Below are 18,735 nucleotides of genomic sequence, written 5' to 3'. Positions count from 1 at the left end.
ATAACCATGCAAGGCCCATTGCTCGAATTCATGCTGGGAGTGTTGGAGGGGGGATTGCTTCTCAGCGCAGCCTGGGGCGCCTTCTGGCTTGCGATCAGCACCACGGGCGCGATGCGCGGGAGCTGCGGCTGGCGAGTCGTGATGAACAGTACACTGGTCTTCACTCTGCCGTTAGCGATTGCGTGGTTGCTGATGTGGATGGCGGGTCATGGGCTTCGCTACGGGATGGCATTCGGCTTCGGCCTCTCCGTCATGCCTGGGATCCTGGGGGGATTGGCGCTCCGTCTGGCTCCGGACGGGCAACGGATGGGATCGCATGTCTATGCAGGGGTGCGGCAGCTGATGGGGCAGTTGCTCGGAGCACATCAGGCCTGCTCAGGATGCGAACATGGGCACGACCACGGAGCCTCATCGTGAAACTGCATAGGGTCGGTGCGTTGGTCATCCGTCATCTGTATTTGTACCGCCGGAGTTTGCCGAGAATCATGGAGATTTTTTACTGGCCGTTTCTCGATTTGGTGATCTGGGGATTCATCACCGTTTATCTGGCTAAATATCAGTCCCAAATACCTGGATTTGTCACATTCTTTCTGGGGGCATTGATCTTATGGGACATGCTCTTTCGTGCGCAGCAGGGTATTACGATTTCTTTTCTGGAGGAGTTGTGGGCGAGAAATCTCATGAACCTGTTTGCCAGCCCTCTCACTCCGGGTGAATTCCTTTCTGCAACAATCGCCATGAGTGTCTTCAAAGTGACGTGTGTCTCGCTCGTGATGGGGATTTGCGCATGGCTATTTTATGATTACAATGTGCTCGTCATGGGGTTGTGGCTGCTTCCGTTTGTCCTGAATCTCGTGGTCACGGGATGGGGGATAGGAGTGTTCACCACTTCGCTCATCATGCGGGTCGGGCAGGAGGCCGAAGTGCTGGCTTGGAGCATGGTGTTCCTGTTTCAACCGATCTCATGCGTCTTCTACCCGCTCGAAGTTCTGCCGGAGTGGCTGAAAACGGTGGCATGGTTCAATCCGGCAGCCCATGTCTTCGAAGGGATGAGGGCTGTACTGGGCGGAACCGGTGCCCCTGTCACCAATCTTCTCTGGGCTTGCGGGCTGAACGTCGTACTCCTGATGGCGATGATTGCCTGGTTTTATAAGACATTTGCCTACTGCAAAGTTCAGGGATCCCTCGTACGCATTGGTGAGTAGTCAGTTGTATTCTCTTAGACCCTATGTTAGGGTTGAACCGTTTCATCGTACGGGTCTCGCGGTGAAACGGTGCCAGAGAAGCAGACTCGCAATATCGATGTTGCCTTGCCCGGGAATTTCGTCGGAAGTCAGACCTAAGCCGCCGCACCCTTCGCGTCTTCGGCCCGCTCCTTCCCCGTACTCGAGTTCAAGACAATGTCAACATTCATAAGGAGGAACCCCACATGGGTTCGAAGATTTACGTCGGTGGGTTGCCCTATTCGGCGACCGAACAGCAACTGAGCGATCTGTTTGCGGCGCATGGCGGCGTGGCGTCGGCACGGATCATTACGGATAAGTTCACAGGGCAATCCCGAGGATTCGGTTTCGTGGAAATGTCCTCGGACTCTGAAGCCCAGACGGCAATTACCGCGCTGAACGGATCTGAAATGGGTGGCCGGACGTTAACCGTTAATGAAGCACGTCCTCAAGAGCCTCGTTCCGGTGGGGGCGGGGGAGGTCGTGGCGGATTCGGAGGCGGAGGCCGCAGTGGAGGCGGTGGAAAGCGCGATCGCTGGTAATTGAGTTGTAAGTGCGGTGTTTGGGGCCTGCTATTTAAAAATGATAGCAGGCCCTTTTCTTATGAGACGGGATCGTTGCGCCTGCCTGTGGGTTAAAACTCAACAACTATCGCTCGGAATCACAAATCGGCAATCCGTGACGAGCCGGGTCTTGAGCAAGTCGCAACACACCGAACGCATTCACGGAATCTGAGTGTTTCGTGACTTCAATGCCTCAAGCCTGGCTTTATCCAAATTGACATTCAGCGACCGCTCCTGCGTCACCGTCACAGCACCAGGGGCTTGGCCTTTCGCTTTCTTCACCCACTTCCGTTTCGTGTAAATGACCTCCCCTTTTCCGCTCTTCCTCAGGTCGCTATAACACAGGGCCAGCGTCGCGGCATCTTGCAGTGTTTCGGCCGGAACATCCTTTCCCTTGTCCAGCCGGACTATGACGTGGGATCCAGGGATTCCTCGGGCGTGCAGCCAGAGATCGTCGCTTCTGGCCAGCCCGAAGGTCAGATCATCGTTTTCGCGGGCGTTGCGTCCGACGAGTATGGGCAGTCCGTCGGCTGAGATGAATCTCCGGAACGGCTCCGACTGGGCCCGCCTCTGCTTAAATGTTCTACTGGCGACATGTTTGGGCTGGCGACCAAAATCGGATGACGGGGCGGCCCACGTTCCCTCTTCAATCGCTGAGAGTTCACGGCGGAGGTCGGCGAGTAGGCGTTGTGCACGTTGGATTCTTGGCCGGATTTCCCGTTCGGCAGTCTCATATTTCCGATGTTTCCTGAAGTACTCGTCCATATTGCCCCGCGCCGACATGGCCTCATCAAGAGGAATGGATATTTCCGGCATCGAGGGGTCGAAATAGTCAATGAGGGTCACCTGGTCCATGCCCTTCCTAATAGACGAGAGATTGGCCTTCACGAGCTCGCCATATCTTGCATAGCCTTGATAGGCAGACATTTTCAGAAGGTCTCCCTCCCAGGCATCGATGCGCCGACGTTCCTTCTTGATGCTCTGTTTTATCGCCTTCACCCGTGCGGCTTTTACGTCATCAACCGCGCATGCATCGCTTTCGACTTGGTAGTAGCGTTCGATGGCCATTGAAATCGGAAATGGAGAAAGACTGCCAGGATCAGGATCGGAGAATCTGCTGCCACGCTGTGTCCTTATGGTCGATTCGGCGAGTTTCGGAGCCTCGTATACATGCCCGAGAACAGTTCTGTCTCCACTGAGAGCTCTCAGAATGCACTCCGCACCGTCCAAGACGTACATATCATTGCGGCGTCCAGTCATTTCACACAGCAGCGTGCGCAATCCCTCCCTGGCAGATAGGCGAAGACAGACGATGCGGTCTTGCGCTATTTGCTGAATCCGGTCGATTCTCGCTCCCTGGATATGGGCGCGAAGAAACTGACAGAAGGAAGGGGGAGACGGAGGATTCGATATAGGACGGGAAAGCAAGTGCAGCCTGGCCTGTTCCGTCTTTGAGCAAAGGAGTAGTCGCAAAGTACGGCCTGGCTGACGAATGTCGAGAACGATCGTTTGCGTTGATGGTTGTGAGAATTTTTGTATCCACCCGTGGAGGACCGCATCCTCAACTTCTTTGAGGACATGCGAGATTTCTGTGGTCGATAACCCAGTATTTGGCATTGCCTAAGAGTAACTAGCCGATTCGTGATGGTTTAGCTGGAGCTAAACGACTACACCATTTTTGTCCCATGAGACCAAAACGGTCACTAGTGTCTGTTTTCTGACAGAACTCCGAGTCGGCACTGTACGATTTTGCTAGGAAATCCTGCAAGCAAGTGGGGCGTTAATGCTGGCATCTTCATTGCTTAGGTCTCTTCAGGGTTCTTCAGCTGGGCCGTTTGATTCGACCGAGATAGCTCAACACTCGGTCTCCGTTTGGTTAGAGGAGAGGAGGGGATCCCGTATGCACTGCACAAGATGTGAAGGACTGATGGTTGCGGACAATCTGATCGATATGCAGGAAAGCTGTATTCCGATGTGGATGAAGGGGTGGCGATGTGTGAGCTGTGGAAACATTGTCGATCCCCTCATCCAGCGTCACCGGATGATCCAGGGAGCGGGGGCAGGGCACCTTTTGCGGATGGAAACGTCGGGCCGGCCCATCGCCCGGTGCGAAAAGCTCTCTGCCTAGCAATGTCAGACTTCGCCAGCGACCCTCTCGAAGGAATCCCGAAGTCCTATACCGCTGTAACGTACCCCTTAACATCAGACCGGTTTCGTAATACACTCCAAACCCGGTCGGGTATGCGAGGTGGGTGGCGTCGCGTTTGCCATTCCAGCGGAATCGATAACTTATGAAAGTCCTGTTGCATGCCTGTTTCGTGATGTTGAGTATGGCTCAGTACGGGTGTCTTGCCACTGCGTGGGTGGCGGCTGTTGGCGCCGATTCGACGAGAACAGGCCATGTATGGTTTGCGCCGTTCGAGCGAACATGGGTATCGAACGAATCAATGGCAATTGCCCCGGGTCCAGTGTTGAGGCGCCTGTCGATACTTCCCGTGGACGGTGACGCTGACATGTCCTCGCGGTTCACCCAGGTCATTTCAGATCATACGACCTTGACAGTGATCCCATGTGCCAAGCACGTACGAGAGTCGGTGCTGGCTCTGGACGATGAAGCCAATCGCCCCACGATCGCCCAAAATATCTCACGCGAGATGGCGGTCGATGCCGTGCTCTTCGGACGCGTCACGAAATTGCCCTCTCATCCGAGCGATTGGGGGTGGCGAGCGGAGGAACTCCGCAGGCTTCACTTGTATCTCCTCGATAAAGAAGGACATGTGCTGTGGATGGATGAACTCCCTTTTACTGTCTCGGTCGGTTCCAAGCCCCCGATCGAACAGGTGATCAGAGCCGCATTGGCTCGCCATTTTCAGGATCATGCTCAAGCAATCGGACTGGATGCGCGCGGATACATGCCGAAGAAACCCTCCTGATTTGCTGGCAGCTCACCTAACGGTTGTAGACAGTGGTACACCTGTTCAGGAAGACGCCGCATGACCCAATTATGCGCCTCTTCGCTCGTCACTCGCCTTGGTCACGAGTTCCAACAATCGATGAAATCCCTTCTCCTGGATCTTTGCCGGGATCTTGAGAGGAGCTATTCCGGGTATGCCCGGAGATATGAGGTCCCGACGTCTCTCTTCCGGTATGTGGCGTTGGGATTCAGCGACACGTGCTATTCGCACTGGAGGGTGGTGGGATGGATCGAGACGATGAATGATCTTGTGTACTTCATCGATTTGCTCCAGCAATTCACCGGCGAACGGGACCGGCGGTCATTCGCAGAGCAATGCTATGCCGAGTGTGAAGGGAAGTTTTTCGAAAACAGCTATCTTGACGAGCTGTTTCCGCACGGACGCGCACAGGCAACAGGACTCGCCTCGAGACTCGAATGGCTGTGCATGCGGCTCGCGCGCGAACTCAATCAAGAGGCGGTCCTCCTTGACCCGCAACGTGCCATTGCCTGGAGCGGTCGATCGGAGAAGCCATATCAATTCGTTGGGACGCTCGAACAACAGTTCGAACGCGGCGAAGAGCCGTTTATTTTTCCCACCGGCATTGACGGGGATGAATTTGTCGCTCCGGCGGCAGTGAGAAAATCCATTGGACCATCGGCGCGAGTATCGCTGGAGATCAACCACAAGGGAATCATTCTTCATGCAACGAAGCGTTATGTCCTTTGCGCGATGGAGGGATCGATTCTCAAATGGCATTGGGCAAGGCGGAAACAGCAGAAGCTCGGTCGACGTTCAGCTACTCCTCGGGTGGGCTCGACATTGCGGTATGGAAAAAACCGGGAGCCTCAGTCGGTTGTGCCGACCTCGCCGAACCAGCGGGCCCGAGTGACGAGAGCGTGGCAGACGATTGAGAAGGCTTGGCCGGAAGGATATGGTCTACTGAAATTGCTGACATCCCACATCATTCCGCTCAACGCCAGAGGAGTCGTGAGTTTCAGCTATCGGCACCGCCCGGGTCTTTCGTTCATCAATTGTTTTCATCGCGGGAATCTCGATCTCATCGATGATCTGATTCACGAAAACAGCCACCATCATCTCAACCTGCTGTTGCGTAAACACGTCCTGTACGGCGGAGACCGGAATCAGCAGATCTTCTATTCGCCCTGGCGTCGCAGTCTCAGACCGATTCGAGGCATTCTGCACGCCGCGTTCACCTTCACGATGGGAGCAATACTGTTTGAACGGCTCTCGTCGTGGGCGATGACCCATGGCGGACGGAGGGGATGGAAACAAGCCGGATTGACTGCCAGCGACTTGGTTCGGGCGCGCTTCCGTTGCCTGGAAGAGATCGAGTCGGTTCGGTATTCCCTGGAAGATCTACGGTATGCTGGCCGCCGCCTGAAATGGCTTACCGGCTCCGGGGTACGGCTGGTCCGACAACTTGAAGATGCCATCGGCGAGGCGGAGTGTGGCATCGCCCCTCACCGCGAACAGGTGATGGCTTCGAGGTTTGGTCCCGCGTTTCGCCGACACGTCAAGGCGCTCCGAGCGGCGCGTAGAAATTATGGGCTGTCCCACCTGCACAGTGTGTAGATTTCAGGCTAACCGGGAGAAGTTCTCTGATCGATCAATTGGGGAAAATTCACCACTGTGTTTGCAATCGTGAATTAGGGTTCGACGGTCACCTCGACAAATGCCGGCATCGAGTCCGCACCCTTCTTATCGGTAACGCGGAGTTTGAACCGATAGATGCGTGCCTCTGATACCTGAGGGGCCTGAAACGTTGCTTCGGGTCCGTTGACGTCGAGCAGGGGCACTTTACTGCCACGCACCTGGCTCCATGCGTAGTAGAGCGCCTCACCTTCGGCGTCGTGACTCTTGAGACCGTTGAGTTTTACTTTTGTGCCGGCCTTGACCGTCTTATTCGAGCCGGCATCGGCGACCGGCGGTTCGTTCGGTTCCTCATTCACGTTGACATCAACATCCAGCTGAGATTGTCGGCCGCGATTTGAAACCGTAAGAGTGGTTTTCCCATTGCCGACGATTTGAAGCATACCTCCGCCAACGATCTTCAGCACATTCTCGTTGGACGATTGATAGGATGTGCCGGTCGATGGAGCGCTAATACGCCTGGTGACTCCATCAGAAAAGTCGGCAACGACCGGCAACTCGAAAATCTTGCCCATCGAATCGACGTGCCCGAACGCCGAGGATTGCCCCGAGCGCCCGAGCTGCAGGGGTTTATCGGTTTCGAAATCGATGGCGGTCATCTCGCCTTGCGGTTCCACGTTCACGACGATCTCGTCGAAGACGGAGCGCGTCCCCAGCCGTCCCCTGGATATTTCGGCCACGGCCAGCAGTCGCATCGGACCGATCCCATCCTTCGGTACCGCGAGCGGGCCTCCGAATGCCGGGTCGTGATCGGATTTCCCGACGAGAGCGACCGGGGCGATAATTGATCCTGTCGCGGTCGCGTCGTCCTGTTCCACGAGAGTGTCATCCTGTTCGCCATACCAATAGTACCTGACTTTCACGATGCCGATGTCGTTGCCCAAATCTACGTGAGCGGTGACGGTCTGTCCGGATTTCAGCGCGGCACCTTCCCGGGGTTCGGAAATCTTGAAGGCAAAGACCGGTGCTGCCAGACCGATCGTTACCGACAGACCGGCCAGGAACGGAAGAAACCGCCGAAGGGACCGGCCGACCGAGTTTTGAGATTGGTTCACGGTTCACCTCGTCAAATGGAAGGGAACGTCCGTCAGGACGACCCGGTCCTTGAATAACAGTGCGGCTTTGAGCATCAGTGCACGTTGATTATGCAAGATGTTTTGCCACCATTGCGCGGGGAGGATTTCAGGGATCACGACGGTAATCCAACATTCGGGATCTTTCTGGCGTTGTTCTTCGATGTAACCCAACAACGCCCGTAGGATCGACCGATAGGGAGAGGGAAGCACAATCAGCGGAACGCCACATCCCCATTGAGCCCATTTGATTTCGACGAGCGCGGTCTCTTCCTTGTCGACGTCGATGAGGACCGCCTTGACCTCGCCTCCATGGCTCCGCGCGTAATCGACAGCCCGCACCACGGCCCGATTCACGGCTCCGATGGGAATAATGACGATGTTTCGGCGTGGACGAGGAGGGCGGCTATCGCGTGATAAGGACACCTGCTCGGAAACGGCCTTGTAGTGGGATCGGATACCTCTGAACATGAAGATCAATAGCGCCACCAACAGAAATACGATCCAAGCTCCTTGAACAAACTTCGTGCTGGCGATGATGACGGTTGCGATGCCGGTGGTCACCGCACCGACACCGTTCACCGCCAATTTGTAACGCCAACGCAGGCCCTTCTTGACCAGCCACCGTTTGACCATGCCGGCCTGAGAGAGGGTAAACGAGACGAACACGCCGATGGCATACAAGGGGATTAGGGCATGAGTGTCGCCTTCGAAGAGAAAGAGCAGCATGCCCGCGAACAGGCCAAGGATGATGATGCCGTTGGAAAACACAAGGCGGTCACCAAAGGTGGCCATTTGATGAGGCATGAATCCGTCCCGAGCCAGAATGGATGCCAATTGTGGAAATCCCGCGAACGCGCTATTGGCGGCCAGGACCAGGAGCATCATCGTGGCAAGTTGGACGATGTAGTAGGTCAGGCCTGTTCCAAACGTTAGGCGGGCCAATTGCGACATGACGGTCTCGTCTACCTTTGGAAGAATGCCATAGTGATAGGCCATCCAGCTGATTCCCGCGAACAGCGAAGCAAGGATGGCGGACATCCATAGCATGGTAGCGGCGGCATTCCGAGATTCCGGATGCCGAAATGATTTGATTCCGTTTGAAATGACCTCCATGCCGGTCACGGCAGAGCAACCAGCCGCGAAAGAGCGCAAGATGAGAAATAGCGTCAGGCCCTCCAAGTGCGTGCCTGCCCCGCTGAGGGATCGTGCCGCCGAGTCAGTGTCCGGAGCTAATAGCGATAGAATTGTACCGCTCGCCACCATGACGCCCAACATGCCGATCGCGAAATATGTGGGAATAGCAAAAAACTTTCCTGACTCGCGCATACCTCGCAAGTTCATCACCACGATGAATAGGATCGCGACGAGACCCATGGTTCCCCGGTGCTGAAATAAATCGGGGACCGCCGACGTCAGCGCCGCCACCCCGGCCGCCACACTGACCGCCACGGTGAGGACATAATCGATCATGAGTGCCGCAGCCGCGACCAGAGCCGGTACTTCCCCAAGATTGGTGCGTGCTACCAGATAGGCTCCGCCCCCCTCCGGATATTCATGGATGATCTGACGATACGAGATGGTGAGGACCAGAATTAGAAACAGAATTGCGAGGCTGACTGGGATAGACCAGATAATCGCCGCGGTACCGGCGAGTGTCAGCACGAGGAGAATTTCCTCGGTTGCATAAGCTACGGAGGAGATTGCATTCGATGAGAAAACCGGGAGGGCTAGGGTCTTCGTGAGTCGTTCATCGGCGGCTTGCGCCGTCTTGATGGGATCACCGACTAACCACCGCTTGAGGAGCATAGTTGGATTATCTCATAAACAGCCGGTTCGAGAGAACGTTACGATTGTCGTCATCACTCGCGCATGGGGCAAAAGGCCCAGCGATATTTCGAGAAAATGGCGAACAGATATCGGATCCGATTTGAAATTTTCCCAAAAAACACAGGGGTTGACAGAGGTTAGCAAGTTCAGTATCTTTCGCATTTCCTAACGATACTGTCACGATTGTCGCGAAGATTGTCGAAGAAGATTGTCGAAATGGAGTTGATCGAATTCTTCCATAGTAGTTCAGCGAAAGGTAGTCATTAACACCAAGGAGGCCAGTCCATGTTGTTGAGTCACAAATCAGGGGTTTTGAGTAACACCCCCATGCTCGGCGCAATAGCGGCTGCGGCCCTGCTCTGGGCTCCGCTCGCATCCGCCGAGGATCCATCGTCCCACGTCGCGCTGAATCAGCAGCTCCCCGCTTGGGCGGAGCAGCTCAAGGGGCAAACCATCGTCGAGGATTCGATGGAAGGCCGCGCCGACCGCGCGGCAAGGGTGGACCAGCATCATCAGCGCGTCATGGAGCATATGGCTCATGACCCGCAGGTGCAGGGCGTAAACACCGGCATGTACAACACCTCCTCTATGATGCATCAATACGGAGCGGGTGGACAGGACATGTTGCTGGTATCCGATCCCCGCGTTGAGCCGGTCGCCATGAACGGCGGAGGCAAGTGTCCCGCCACCGCCCCCGTGAAGCAGTACAACGTCTCGGCGATCAACGTCGAAATCACTCTCAATCAGTGGTTGGACTTCTATCCCGGCTACATGTACGTCCTCGATGAGAATCTCGACAAGGTCCGCGAGGAAGAAACGAAAAATAAGGATGGACGTGACAAAGAGGGGCACGATCCGGGCGCGGTTCTGCCCGGTGTGCAGGCCCAGTGGATTCAGCCCCTCGTGATCCGTGGGAACCAGGGCGACTGCGTGAAGATCAAGCTCAGTAACAAGCTCGAAGGCGGAGAAGATGTCAGCCTTCATATCCATGGGTCCTCTATGGTGGTGAGCGCGTCGGGAGCGTCGGCTACGACGACGAATCCAGACACCATTGTCGCCAAGGATAAAGCGGGTGAATTCGAGTGGTACATTCATCCGTCGACTCAGGAAGGGGTCCGTCAGTTTCACACGTTTGCCAACGACCGCGAATTGACCGTTATGGGGCTTTTCGGAGCGTTTGTCGTCGAACCGCGCGGTTCCAGCTATCTCGAACCGCTGGGAGCCGGTGATCCCGCTCCGGCCTCGAGCGGCTGGCAGACGATCATTAAGAACGGGACTGGTCCGGATTTCCGCGAGTTTGTGCTCATCTACCATGAAGTCGGTGACGAAGCGTTCCGTCCGCTCAATAAGAAGGGTGACTTCCTGCCTCAGCGCGACCCTTTAACGGACGCATATCGGCCGGGCGGTCGGGCGATCAATTATCGTAGCGAACCGTTTGGCATCAATAACATGCACGTGCAGCACGAATACTTCGGTTTCGAAGACGAGTCGATGGGCTACAGCTCCTATACCTTCGGCGATCCGTCCCCGACCATTCCACGTTCTTACATGGGCGATCCCGCCAAGTTCCGTCTCGTCCACGGCGGGTCAGAAGTTTTCCACAGTCACCATCCACATGGCGGCACGATCCGGTGGCCGCGGAGCCCACGGGCAATCGATGACATGAATCTTTGGGCCACCAGCGCCAACGGCCCGGTCAAGTATCCGGTCATCCGCGCGAAAACCGACCGTGTCGACGTCGAAGTCATCGGTCCATCCGAAGCCCTCGATCTCGAAACGGAATGTGGATCCGGTTTGTGTCAGCAACTCGCCGGCGACTTTCTCTTCCACTGTCACGTCGCGCACCATTACGTGGCGGGAATGTGGGGATACTGGCGCGTATACAACACGCTGCAACAGGGTGATATGCGGAACGATGTGATGCCGGATCTGCGGGAATTACCGGATCGCAAGGGCCGCATCAAGACCCCGATCTCGTCAGATAAATTGATTGGACAGACGGTCGACTGGTTCGGTACGCAGTTTAAGATCGTGGAAAAGGGAAAGAGCAATTGGAAGAGCAATCCGGCCGTGATCAGCATTAAGGATTGGGTCGAGATGCAACTTCCGACTATGGGTAAGCCAGGACACAAGGACGATGAGAAGGGACAGATTGTCTCTTATGACGCGACTGTGCTGGATTGGGCCTGGAAGGGCACTGTGGCATTGAGTGAACCTGAGAGCACAATCGACAATCCCAAGTATAAGTCTTCACATCCGGGCAAGCGGCACCCGATCATGTTCGAACCGCTGACCGGAAAAGTCGCGTGGCCGCACTTAACTCCGCACTTCGGGAAGCGGGTGATGTTCTCACCAAACCACGTCGGCGCGCCGTGGCTGGAAATGATTCGTCGTGACGAGAACGGTGAAGAGAGCGTCGATCAGGCAAAGCCTGGTGAACAGGGAAACTGGAGTCTTTGCCCGGTCAATGCAGGACGGAAGAATTATAACGTCCATTTCATCAAGCTGCCGATCAAGATTGCCAAGGCCCAGGGTAAGGAACCCCCGGTGGTCGACCCGAACGGCCTGATCTATGTTCTCCATGAGGAGGAAGCAGCAATCCGGGCCAACGACGACCTCAAGTATCCGTTGGTCGTTCGCGGCAATATCTATGATTGTGTCGATTGGACTCTGACCAGCGAGTGGGATGACGATGACTACACGAACTTCCAGTCATCCAAGATCAACACCCACTGGCATTTCCTCCAGTTCGACAACCAGGCATCCGACGGTGTGATCACCGGCTTCTCGTACGAGCAGTCGGTCCGGCCGTTCACGATGCTGGACAAGAAGAACAAGAAGGGACTTCCGGTCCCGATGAACACCGCGTTGACGGCCCCTGCCAAGAAGGGCGCGACCAGCCTCACGGTGAAAAACGCCAAGCAGTATCACGTGGGCACTCTGATTCTCGTAGGTGCCGACAACGTGAAGGGCAACGAAATATCCCGCATCAAGGCTATCAGCGGAAATACGCTGACCCTGGCCAACAAGTTGAAGAACGATCACCCGGCTAACGATATCGTGACGGTCGAGTTCGTTCGTCAACGGTTCTGGGTCGATGCCGACGTGGGAACCGTGTTCTGGCATGACCATGCATTTGGCGCCACCACATGGCCGCACGGCGGATTCGGTACGTTCATTGCCGAGCCAGTCGGATCAACGTATCACGATCCGAAGACCGGGAAGCTCGTGTGGAGCGGTCCGATCGCGGACATTCATACCAATGAGCCTGTGGGGCATGGAGTCAATAACAGCTTCCGTGAATTGATGGTTCAGGTGCACGATACCGTGCCGCACACCGTCAATATCGTCACGGCGGGAAATCCACCCGGTCAACCGGTTGAGGTGGCGCTCGAGGCGGGCAAGACTGTCTCGTTCATGATGCCGGAGAAGTTGTATATGACCCCGATGCCGTTCCTGAACGGCGGAACCCATACCACGGGCAGCGGTCTGAATTTTAGGGCCGGACCAATCGCCCAACGGTTGGCGACCAATCCGGATGTGTCGCAGGCCTTCAACAGCCAGATACACGGCGATCCGTATACGCCGCTCTTGAGAGCGTATACCGGGGACACGATGGTATTCCGTCTGTTGCACACGCTGATGAATGAAACCATGACCTGGACATTGGCCGGTCATACGTTCTGGTCCGAGCGGTATGCGCCAGATGCCAACCGGAAAAACTCGATCCATATCGGAATCGCCGAGCGGTACGATCTCGTGGTGCCTGAAGCGGGGGGGCCTCGGCATTTAGCCGGAGACTACATCCACTTCAATGGCCGGTCTTCGAAATTTTCAGAAGGCGGCTGGGGCATCATTCGGGTCTACGACAAGGAACAGTCGGATTTGAAGAAACTGCCGGCTGGTTTCTCCGTCAAGGGTGAGATTCCGAAGGCCTTGCCGGTCTGTCCGGCGGATGCTCCGGTAAAGAGCTTCAACGTGGTAGCGATGGATTATCCTGCCATGACGTTCAATTCGAAGGCGCCTGAAGCCATTGAAGTGGACTTCGAGCGCAAGATACAGATCACAAATCCGGAAGCCAAGGTTTACGCTCTGGAAGAGGACGTGGCCAAGGTTTCAGGCGGATCACAGCCCATGCCGCTCACGCTGCGCGTCAATACCGGCGATTGCGTGAAGGTGAATCTGAAAAATAAAATGAAAGAGAGCAAGGCGTCTTTCTCGGCCATCGGATTGGCGTTCGATCCGAAGGATTCAATGGGCGCCAACATCGGCAATAACCCTGGTGACCAGACGATCGCACCGGGAGCCGAACGGACCTACACATATTATGCGGATCCGTTCAACGGCGAGACCACGTCACTGGTGTGGGACTGGGGCAACGTCATGACCAACCCGCGGAATGGATTGTTCGGTGCGGTTGTTGTCGGTCCGAAGGGTTCAAAGTATCGGGATCCGAAAACGGGTGCCGATTTGACCAATAAGAATGCATGGGCCGCCGACGTCATCATCGATCGGTCGGTGCCGGGGAACGAAACCCGGGCCAACTATCGGGACGTGGCGTTGTTCTTCCAGGACGAAGACAACATCATCGGCACAAGCTTCATGCCCTATGTACAAAACGTGGCGGGTTTGACCGGCGTCAATTATCGGTCAGAACCCTACAAGTATCGTGAAGAGCAGGGATGCTCGCTGGGCAAAGTCTTCCAGCCTTGTAAGGCCGATAAGCCTGAAGATCCGGCGACGCCCATCATCGAGACGCATGCGGGTGATCCCGTGCGGATCCACGTGATCGGAGCCAATAACGAGCAGAACGGCATGTTCAGCGTTGAGAAGCACGAATGGCCGATCGAGCCGTTCATGCGCGGAGCCGATCAAATCAGCGTGGTCGAATTCTCCGGCTCGGAAGTGCTGGATGCCTTTGTGTCGTCGGCCGGTGGACCCTATCGGTTGCCGGGCGACTATGTGTACAGCAACCAGCGATTGCCGTATTCTCAGTCCGGGCAATGGGGCTACCTCCGTGTATTGCCGTCAGGCGATCAGCGGTTGTTGCCGCTCTCCGGAGCCGGTGCCGGAATGAAGAGCGCGTCGTTGGAAGAAGCAGCGCACGTTATCCCAGTTGCTGCAAAATAGTTTCTGACAAACTCCGCGGATGCGGAGTCGTGGATAGCAGGAAGGGGGAAGCCGTCAGGCTTCCCCCTTTTGCTTTGAGGAAGCTTTTGGTACCATGGCGAAATAGTCTTTATTCGGATATTTATCGTACGTGTTGTAAGGAGGATGGAATGAGAAGCGCATTGGTCGTACTTACGTGGTGTTTGATCGTCTTCGGTACCGGCGCATTGGCGTCTGCCTATGAGGAGATGCCGGTCGGGGACGGGGGAACTATCACCGGAAAGGTGTCGATCACCGACGGCAAGCCGATTCCCAAAGGATTCAATCTGATCACGTTTCCCGATCCAGTGTATTGCGGCCGGATCTCCACTGGCACCGGCTGGCGCATCCTGAAGGAATTCGAAGTGGCAGGGGGAGGCGGATTAAAAGATACGGTCGTCTGGCTGGCGGATGTCAAATCAGGAAAGCCTTTTCAATTCGCTCCTCAAACCATTGAGGCGCGGGACTGTCGATTTCTGCCTTTTGTGACCATAGTTCGTGACCGCGAAGAAGTCGTGATCATGAATATGGATCCGGTCATGCACGATATCCAGGCGTATGAAACATCAAATCTGGGACCACGGGTGCTGTTTAACACGCCTCTGCCCATGAATCCCCATCACAAGAGGAATGTTGGTGCCGACAGTCACGAGCATCTGGCCGGTCAGCCGGTCAAGGAAGTCATCCATATGACGAAGGGACGGAAGTTTTTTGTCATGCAGTGCGGATTCCATGCGTACATGGAAAGTTGGGGGTTGGCTGTTGAGAATCCCTATTACCAGTTGACCGGTCCCGACGGGAGTTTCTCGCTTACCGACGTTCCGCCGGGAGAGTATACCCTGGTAGCTTGGCACCCCGGTGTCGGCACCACCATCGAGAAGAAGATAACCGTGGGTGCGAAAGGTTCCGTCCGGGCTGATTTCCTCTTCGAGTCGCCGAAAGGGCGTCGGAGCGCTCACGAGATCGAAGAGAACCCGCATTACGGACTGGAGTCGCTCGGCAAGACCGTCGACATCAGACCGACCCTGGAACTCCAACAACCATAATCCGTTGACGGGTGATTTTTTATGCGTTTGTCTATTCTGGCCGTCCTATTGGTAGGGTTGTGTCACGGAAGCTGGGTCAATCTCGTCTGGTCCTACGATGTCATCGATGTGCCAGCAGGGGGGAGGCTTGAAGGCACGGTTTCGCTGGAAGGCATGGTCCCGGAACCAAAGGGCTTCAACCTCATCACCTTTCCTGATCCGGCCTACTGTGGACGAATTTCCAACGGACAAGGATGGCGGCTCCTTCATGATTTCGTGGTTGGCCCGCAAGCCGGCCTTAAGGATGCGATTGTCTTGTTGGAGGGAGTAGAGGCTGGTAAGCCTTTTGAAGTCTCGGTTCCCTTGATCGAGGCCCGCGATTGCATGTTCCAACCCTTCATGACGGTCGTGCGAAACGGGCATGCCGTGGAGGTCATTAACATGGACCCCGTCATGCATGACATCCAGGGTTATGAAACTTCACCCGAGGCGGGGGCGCGCGTCCTCTTCAACACCCCACTTGTCATGAACCAACAGCACAATCGAGGCGATCTCCATGCCATTCACAACCATGCTCCCGGGAAATCCCTTGTCGGGCCGATCTACTTGAACAAGGGCCGGCGAACTTTCTACATGCAATGCGGTTTCCATGCCTACATGGAAAGTTGGGCGATGGCGGTCAACAATCCTTACTATGCGTTGACCGATGGAAACGGGCATTTCATGATAGACCGGATTCCTGCCGGCACGTATCAACTAGTCGTCTGGCATCCGCAGACCGGCCCGGGCGTCACGAAAATAGTGACGGTCAAAGATAACGGAAAGCTTACCGAGCGAATCAGTCTCCCGGCGCCCAAAGGCCACAGGTCGGCTTATCGGGTCGTGGAAAATCCCCGTTTTGGACCGGATACGCTGGGGTATTCCGTCGAGATTGATCCTTTCGTCGAACGCCAGCGATAGCTGGACGATGACCATCGGGTGCCTTCCTCTCTCCCCGAAACGGCCTTATCTGATCATGAACTCATGACTAGTCTGAATCTCCATTCTCGTTTCCAGTGGAGCGGCGGTTGGTGGATATCCTGTCTCTGCTTCATTCTCTGGTGTGGATGGGCATCGGGCGCGGTTTCCGCAAATGAGCCGGCGGCCGACGCCCTGCAATTTTCCGGCACCATCGTCAAACACGTGAATGGAAGGAAGTACGTTGCGCAGATCTTCGTCAAGCCGGAGCAATTGCGGCTGGAGTATAAGTATGCGATCAGAACCGCCCACGGCTATGCAGCGATCGAAATCATTCGTCTCGATCGTGGCGAGGCATGGTATCTTCTGGCGCAACAAAAAGAACTTCTCATTACTCCGTTGGACCCCGATGATCTTCTTCCAATTCGCGCGTCGTTGCCTGGTGAGCGACAGCGGTCACTCATTGGGGAAGGAAGCTCCGCCGGTCGAAGCGCCCAGCTTTTTGACGTGGAAACCGACCATCGCGGCCGGATCGATCGGTACTATGAATGGGTGGATCGGGAAACAGGCACGGTGTTGAAGCTGGTCAGTCAGAGCCGAGCGTGGTCTTTCGAGTACGAGCGCATCAAATTCTCCCCGCAACCATCATATTATTTTGATGAGCCTCCCGGATACCGGAAGCGAACGCTCACGGCCCCGGTACAGCATGCGAGCTAAAAGGATTTCCGCCATGCTCAGACTGAGACGATATATCCCTGCTATCGGCCTGGTTGCGGGGTGCTCCTGTATAGCAATGGTGCTTTCGTTACCCGTGATCGCCGCGGATCAGCCCAAGATTTTGAAAGACATTCAGGGGTTGTACGAGAAGCAAGAGTATCAACATGCTCTGGAAGAGCTTTCCAAGTTGGAATCCAGCCGCGCGATGATGCCGGAGGCCCAACGTTTGAAGGTCCGTCTTCTGGTGAAAACTGGGAAGCCCAAAGAAGCGTTGGAAGAGTATGACAAGCTTGAAATGTCTCAGAGGCGTGAAGAGCAGCCTCTTCTGAACGAAATCGCTCTGAGTCTCATCCTCGTCTTGACGAAGGACATGCGGGATCAAATGCGCGGAGCCGCGTATACTGCCCTCAAGGAAATCAATTCGGACAAGATGGTTCCGTATTTCGAAGACGGCCTGAGCGATGGTTCCGGGCCGGTTCGGGTTCTGGCCGTGGAAGGTCTCGGTCGTTTGGAGGCCGGTCTCCGCTCAAAGAGACTCCGAACTGCCGTTGACGATCAGGCGGGATTGGTGAAGGCTCGTGTGGTGAAAGTTCTGGGAAAGTCCGGCGATCAATCCGTCATTCCGCTCATCGAAGCGGCGACGAAGGACGAACTCGCCACGGTGCGCATCGCGGCGTATGGAGCTCTGATGAGGCTCGGCCGCCCCAACGCGTGGGAGCCGCTCCGCAACGCGATGGGGGCGCCGAATCCCGAGGATCAGGCTGAGGCGATCCGCACGATTGCGGATCTTCGAGATCAGCGCGGGACTTCCATGATGGCGGAACTCCTCACGTACAAACAACCATCCGTCCGTGCCGCGGCAGCCAGAGGACTCGGACACCTACGTCGGAGTGAACATCGAAAGGCTATCGAGCATTTGCTGAAAGATCCTATCCCAGCCGTCAGAGAATCAGCAGCTGCCGCGCTCGCCGATCTTGGGGACAAAGAATCGGTCGCCGCGATATCAGGGTCGCTTTCCGATAAGGCGTTCAGTGTCAGGGCGGCGGCGGTCGCTGCGCTCTTGCAACTCGGCCAGCCGTATGGTTCGGTCGCTCATTCTGTTCGGGATTTAGCCCAAGCTAATGATCCGGCGGCCCGGTCATCCGCTGCCTTTGCACTGGGAAAAGCCAATGGAGAAAATGCAGGCGGGGCGGTCGGGGTGTTGGCTAATCTCGCCTCCGATCCTCTTCCAGGACCGAAAATTGTTGCGCTTCGATCGATGGGCCACGTCGGGAATCGCGATATTCTTCCGCTACTTAAGGACGCGCTTCACGATTCAAACGAGGCAGTGAGTGCGACGGCGGCTGGCGCATTCCTTCACCACACCATGACCGGATCCAAATAATTATTCTAGAGGTGGCTGCACTTTTTTAACATTGACAGAGTACGATAAGATTCTATATATATGCTCGGTCCCACACCGGCCTCGTTAAGCATGTCGTCGATGGAATACTACAGGGATTCTATCCCCTTCTTTCCTCTCACATGCCGGTTGATGAATGGGAATATGCGAGCCATCATGGTGGTCTGTT

At 55.7% G+C, this 18,735-nt stretch carries 13 protein-coding genes and 1 pseudogene; 10 read left to right on the top strand and 4 right to left on the bottom strand.

Annotated features, from left to right (window positions below):
* Window positions 1-6: 6 nt before the first annotated feature.
* From W02_RS07395 to W02_RS07385, 3 genes are all read left to right on the top strand, one after another.
* Window positions 7-417, top strand: a complete 411-nt coding sequence (locus tag W02_RS07395; protein WP_173046296.1) for a hypothetical protein — start codon at window positions 7-9, stop codon at window positions 415-417.
* Entirely contained in the window at window positions 414-1,205 is a 792-nt protein-coding gene (locus tag W02_RS07390) for an ABC transporter permease (RefSeq protein ID WP_232068676.1), read from the top strand. Before W02_RS07395 ends, W02_RS07390 begins: the two co-directional genes overlap by 4 nt.
* A gap of 224 nt (window positions 1,206-1,429) precedes the next feature.
* Entirely contained in the window at window positions 1,430-1,765 is a 336-nt protein-coding gene (locus W02_RS07385; protein WP_173046292.1) for an RNA-binding protein, read from the top strand.
* Window positions 1,766-1,945: 180 nt separating this feature from the next.
* Here the strand turns inward: W02_RS07385 and W02_RS21520 are convergent, their stop codons facing one another.
* Complete coding sequence (locus W02_RS21520; protein ID WP_232068675.1) at window positions 1,946-2,854, bottom strand: NFACT RNA binding domain-containing protein; 909 nt, start codon at window positions 2,852-2,854, stop codon at window positions 1,946-1,948.
* 141 nt (window positions 2,855-2,995) lie between these two features.
* A pseudogene (locus W02_RS22060) lies at window positions 2,996-3,403 on the bottom strand (NFACT family protein); the annotation flags it as partial.
* A 674-nt stretch (window positions 3,404-4,077) separates the two neighbouring features.
* On the opposite strand from W02_RS22060, the gene W02_RS07375 reads away from it, so the two are divergent.
* Window positions 4,078-4,719, top strand: a complete 642-nt coding sequence (locus W02_RS07375; RefSeq protein ID WP_173046288.1) for a hypothetical protein — start codon at window positions 4,078-4,080, stop codon at window positions 4,717-4,719.
* Window positions 4,720-4,779: 60 nt separating this feature from the next.
* Complete coding sequence (locus tag W02_RS07370) at window positions 4,780-6,336, top strand: HEXXH motif-containing putative peptide modification protein (RefSeq protein ID WP_173046286.1); 1,557 nt, start codon at window positions 4,780-4,782, stop codon at window positions 6,334-6,336.
* Between the two features lie 74 nt (window positions 6,337-6,410).
* On the opposite strand, the gene W02_RS07365 is transcribed toward W02_RS07370, so the two are convergent.
* Window positions 6,411-7,469 (bottom strand): PKD domain-containing protein, encoded by a 1,059-nt coding sequence (locus tag W02_RS07365; protein ID WP_173046284.1) that lies wholly within the window; start codon window positions 7,467-7,469, stop codon window positions 6,411-6,413.
* A 3-nt stretch (window positions 7,470-7,472) separates the two neighbouring features.
* On the bottom strand, window positions 7,473-9,296 hold the full coding sequence (locus tag W02_RS07360; protein ID WP_173046282.1) for an APC family permease: 1,824 nt from the start codon (window positions 9,294-9,296) through the stop codon (window positions 7,473-7,475).
* 306 nt (window positions 9,297-9,602) lie between these two features.
* On the opposite strand from W02_RS07360, the gene W02_RS07355 reads away from it, so the two are divergent.
* The 5 genes from W02_RS07355 to W02_RS07335 all read left to right on the top strand — a co-directional run bounded on the left by W02_RS07355 (window position 9,603) and on the right by W02_RS07335 (window position 18,548).
* Window positions 9,603-14,447 (top strand): multicopper oxidase domain-containing protein, encoded by a 4,845-nt coding sequence (locus W02_RS07355; protein ID WP_173046280.1) that lies wholly within the window; start codon window positions 9,603-9,605, stop codon window positions 14,445-14,447.
* Window positions 14,448-14,596: 149 nt separating this feature from the next.
* Window positions 14,597-15,511, top strand: coding sequence for a carboxypeptidase-like regulatory domain-containing protein (locus W02_RS07350; RefSeq protein ID WP_173046272.1), 915 nt, complete (start codon window positions 14,597-14,599; stop codon window positions 15,509-15,511).
* 21 nt (window positions 15,512-15,532) lie between these two features.
* On the top strand, window positions 15,533-16,450 hold the full coding sequence (locus W02_RS07345) for a carboxypeptidase-like regulatory domain-containing protein (RefSeq protein ID WP_173046270.1): 918 nt from the start codon (window positions 15,533-15,535) through the stop codon (window positions 16,448-16,450).
* Window positions 16,451-16,513: 63 nt separating this feature from the next.
* Window positions 16,514-17,164: a hypothetical protein gene (locus W02_RS07340; RefSeq protein ID WP_173046268.1), complete on the top strand. Its 651-nt coding sequence runs from the start codon at window positions 16,514-16,516 to the stop codon at window positions 17,162-17,164.
* A 13-nt stretch (window positions 17,165-17,177) separates the two neighbouring features.
* Window positions 17,178-18,548 carry a HEAT repeat domain-containing protein gene (locus tag W02_RS07335; RefSeq protein ID WP_173046266.1) on the top strand — a complete coding sequence of 457 codons (1,371 nt, stop codon included), beginning with the start codon at window positions 17,178-17,180 and terminating at the stop codon, window positions 18,546-18,548.
* The last annotated feature ends 187 nt before the right edge of the window (window positions 18,549-18,735 follow it).

The organism is Nitrospira sp. KM1 (assembly GCF_011405515.1).
Lineage (GTDB): Bacteria > Nitrospirota > Nitrospiria > Nitrospirales > Nitrospiraceae > Nitrospira_C.
Note: the sequence above shows the minus strand (reverse complement) of the source record. Positions and strands in the feature narration are given on the sequence as shown.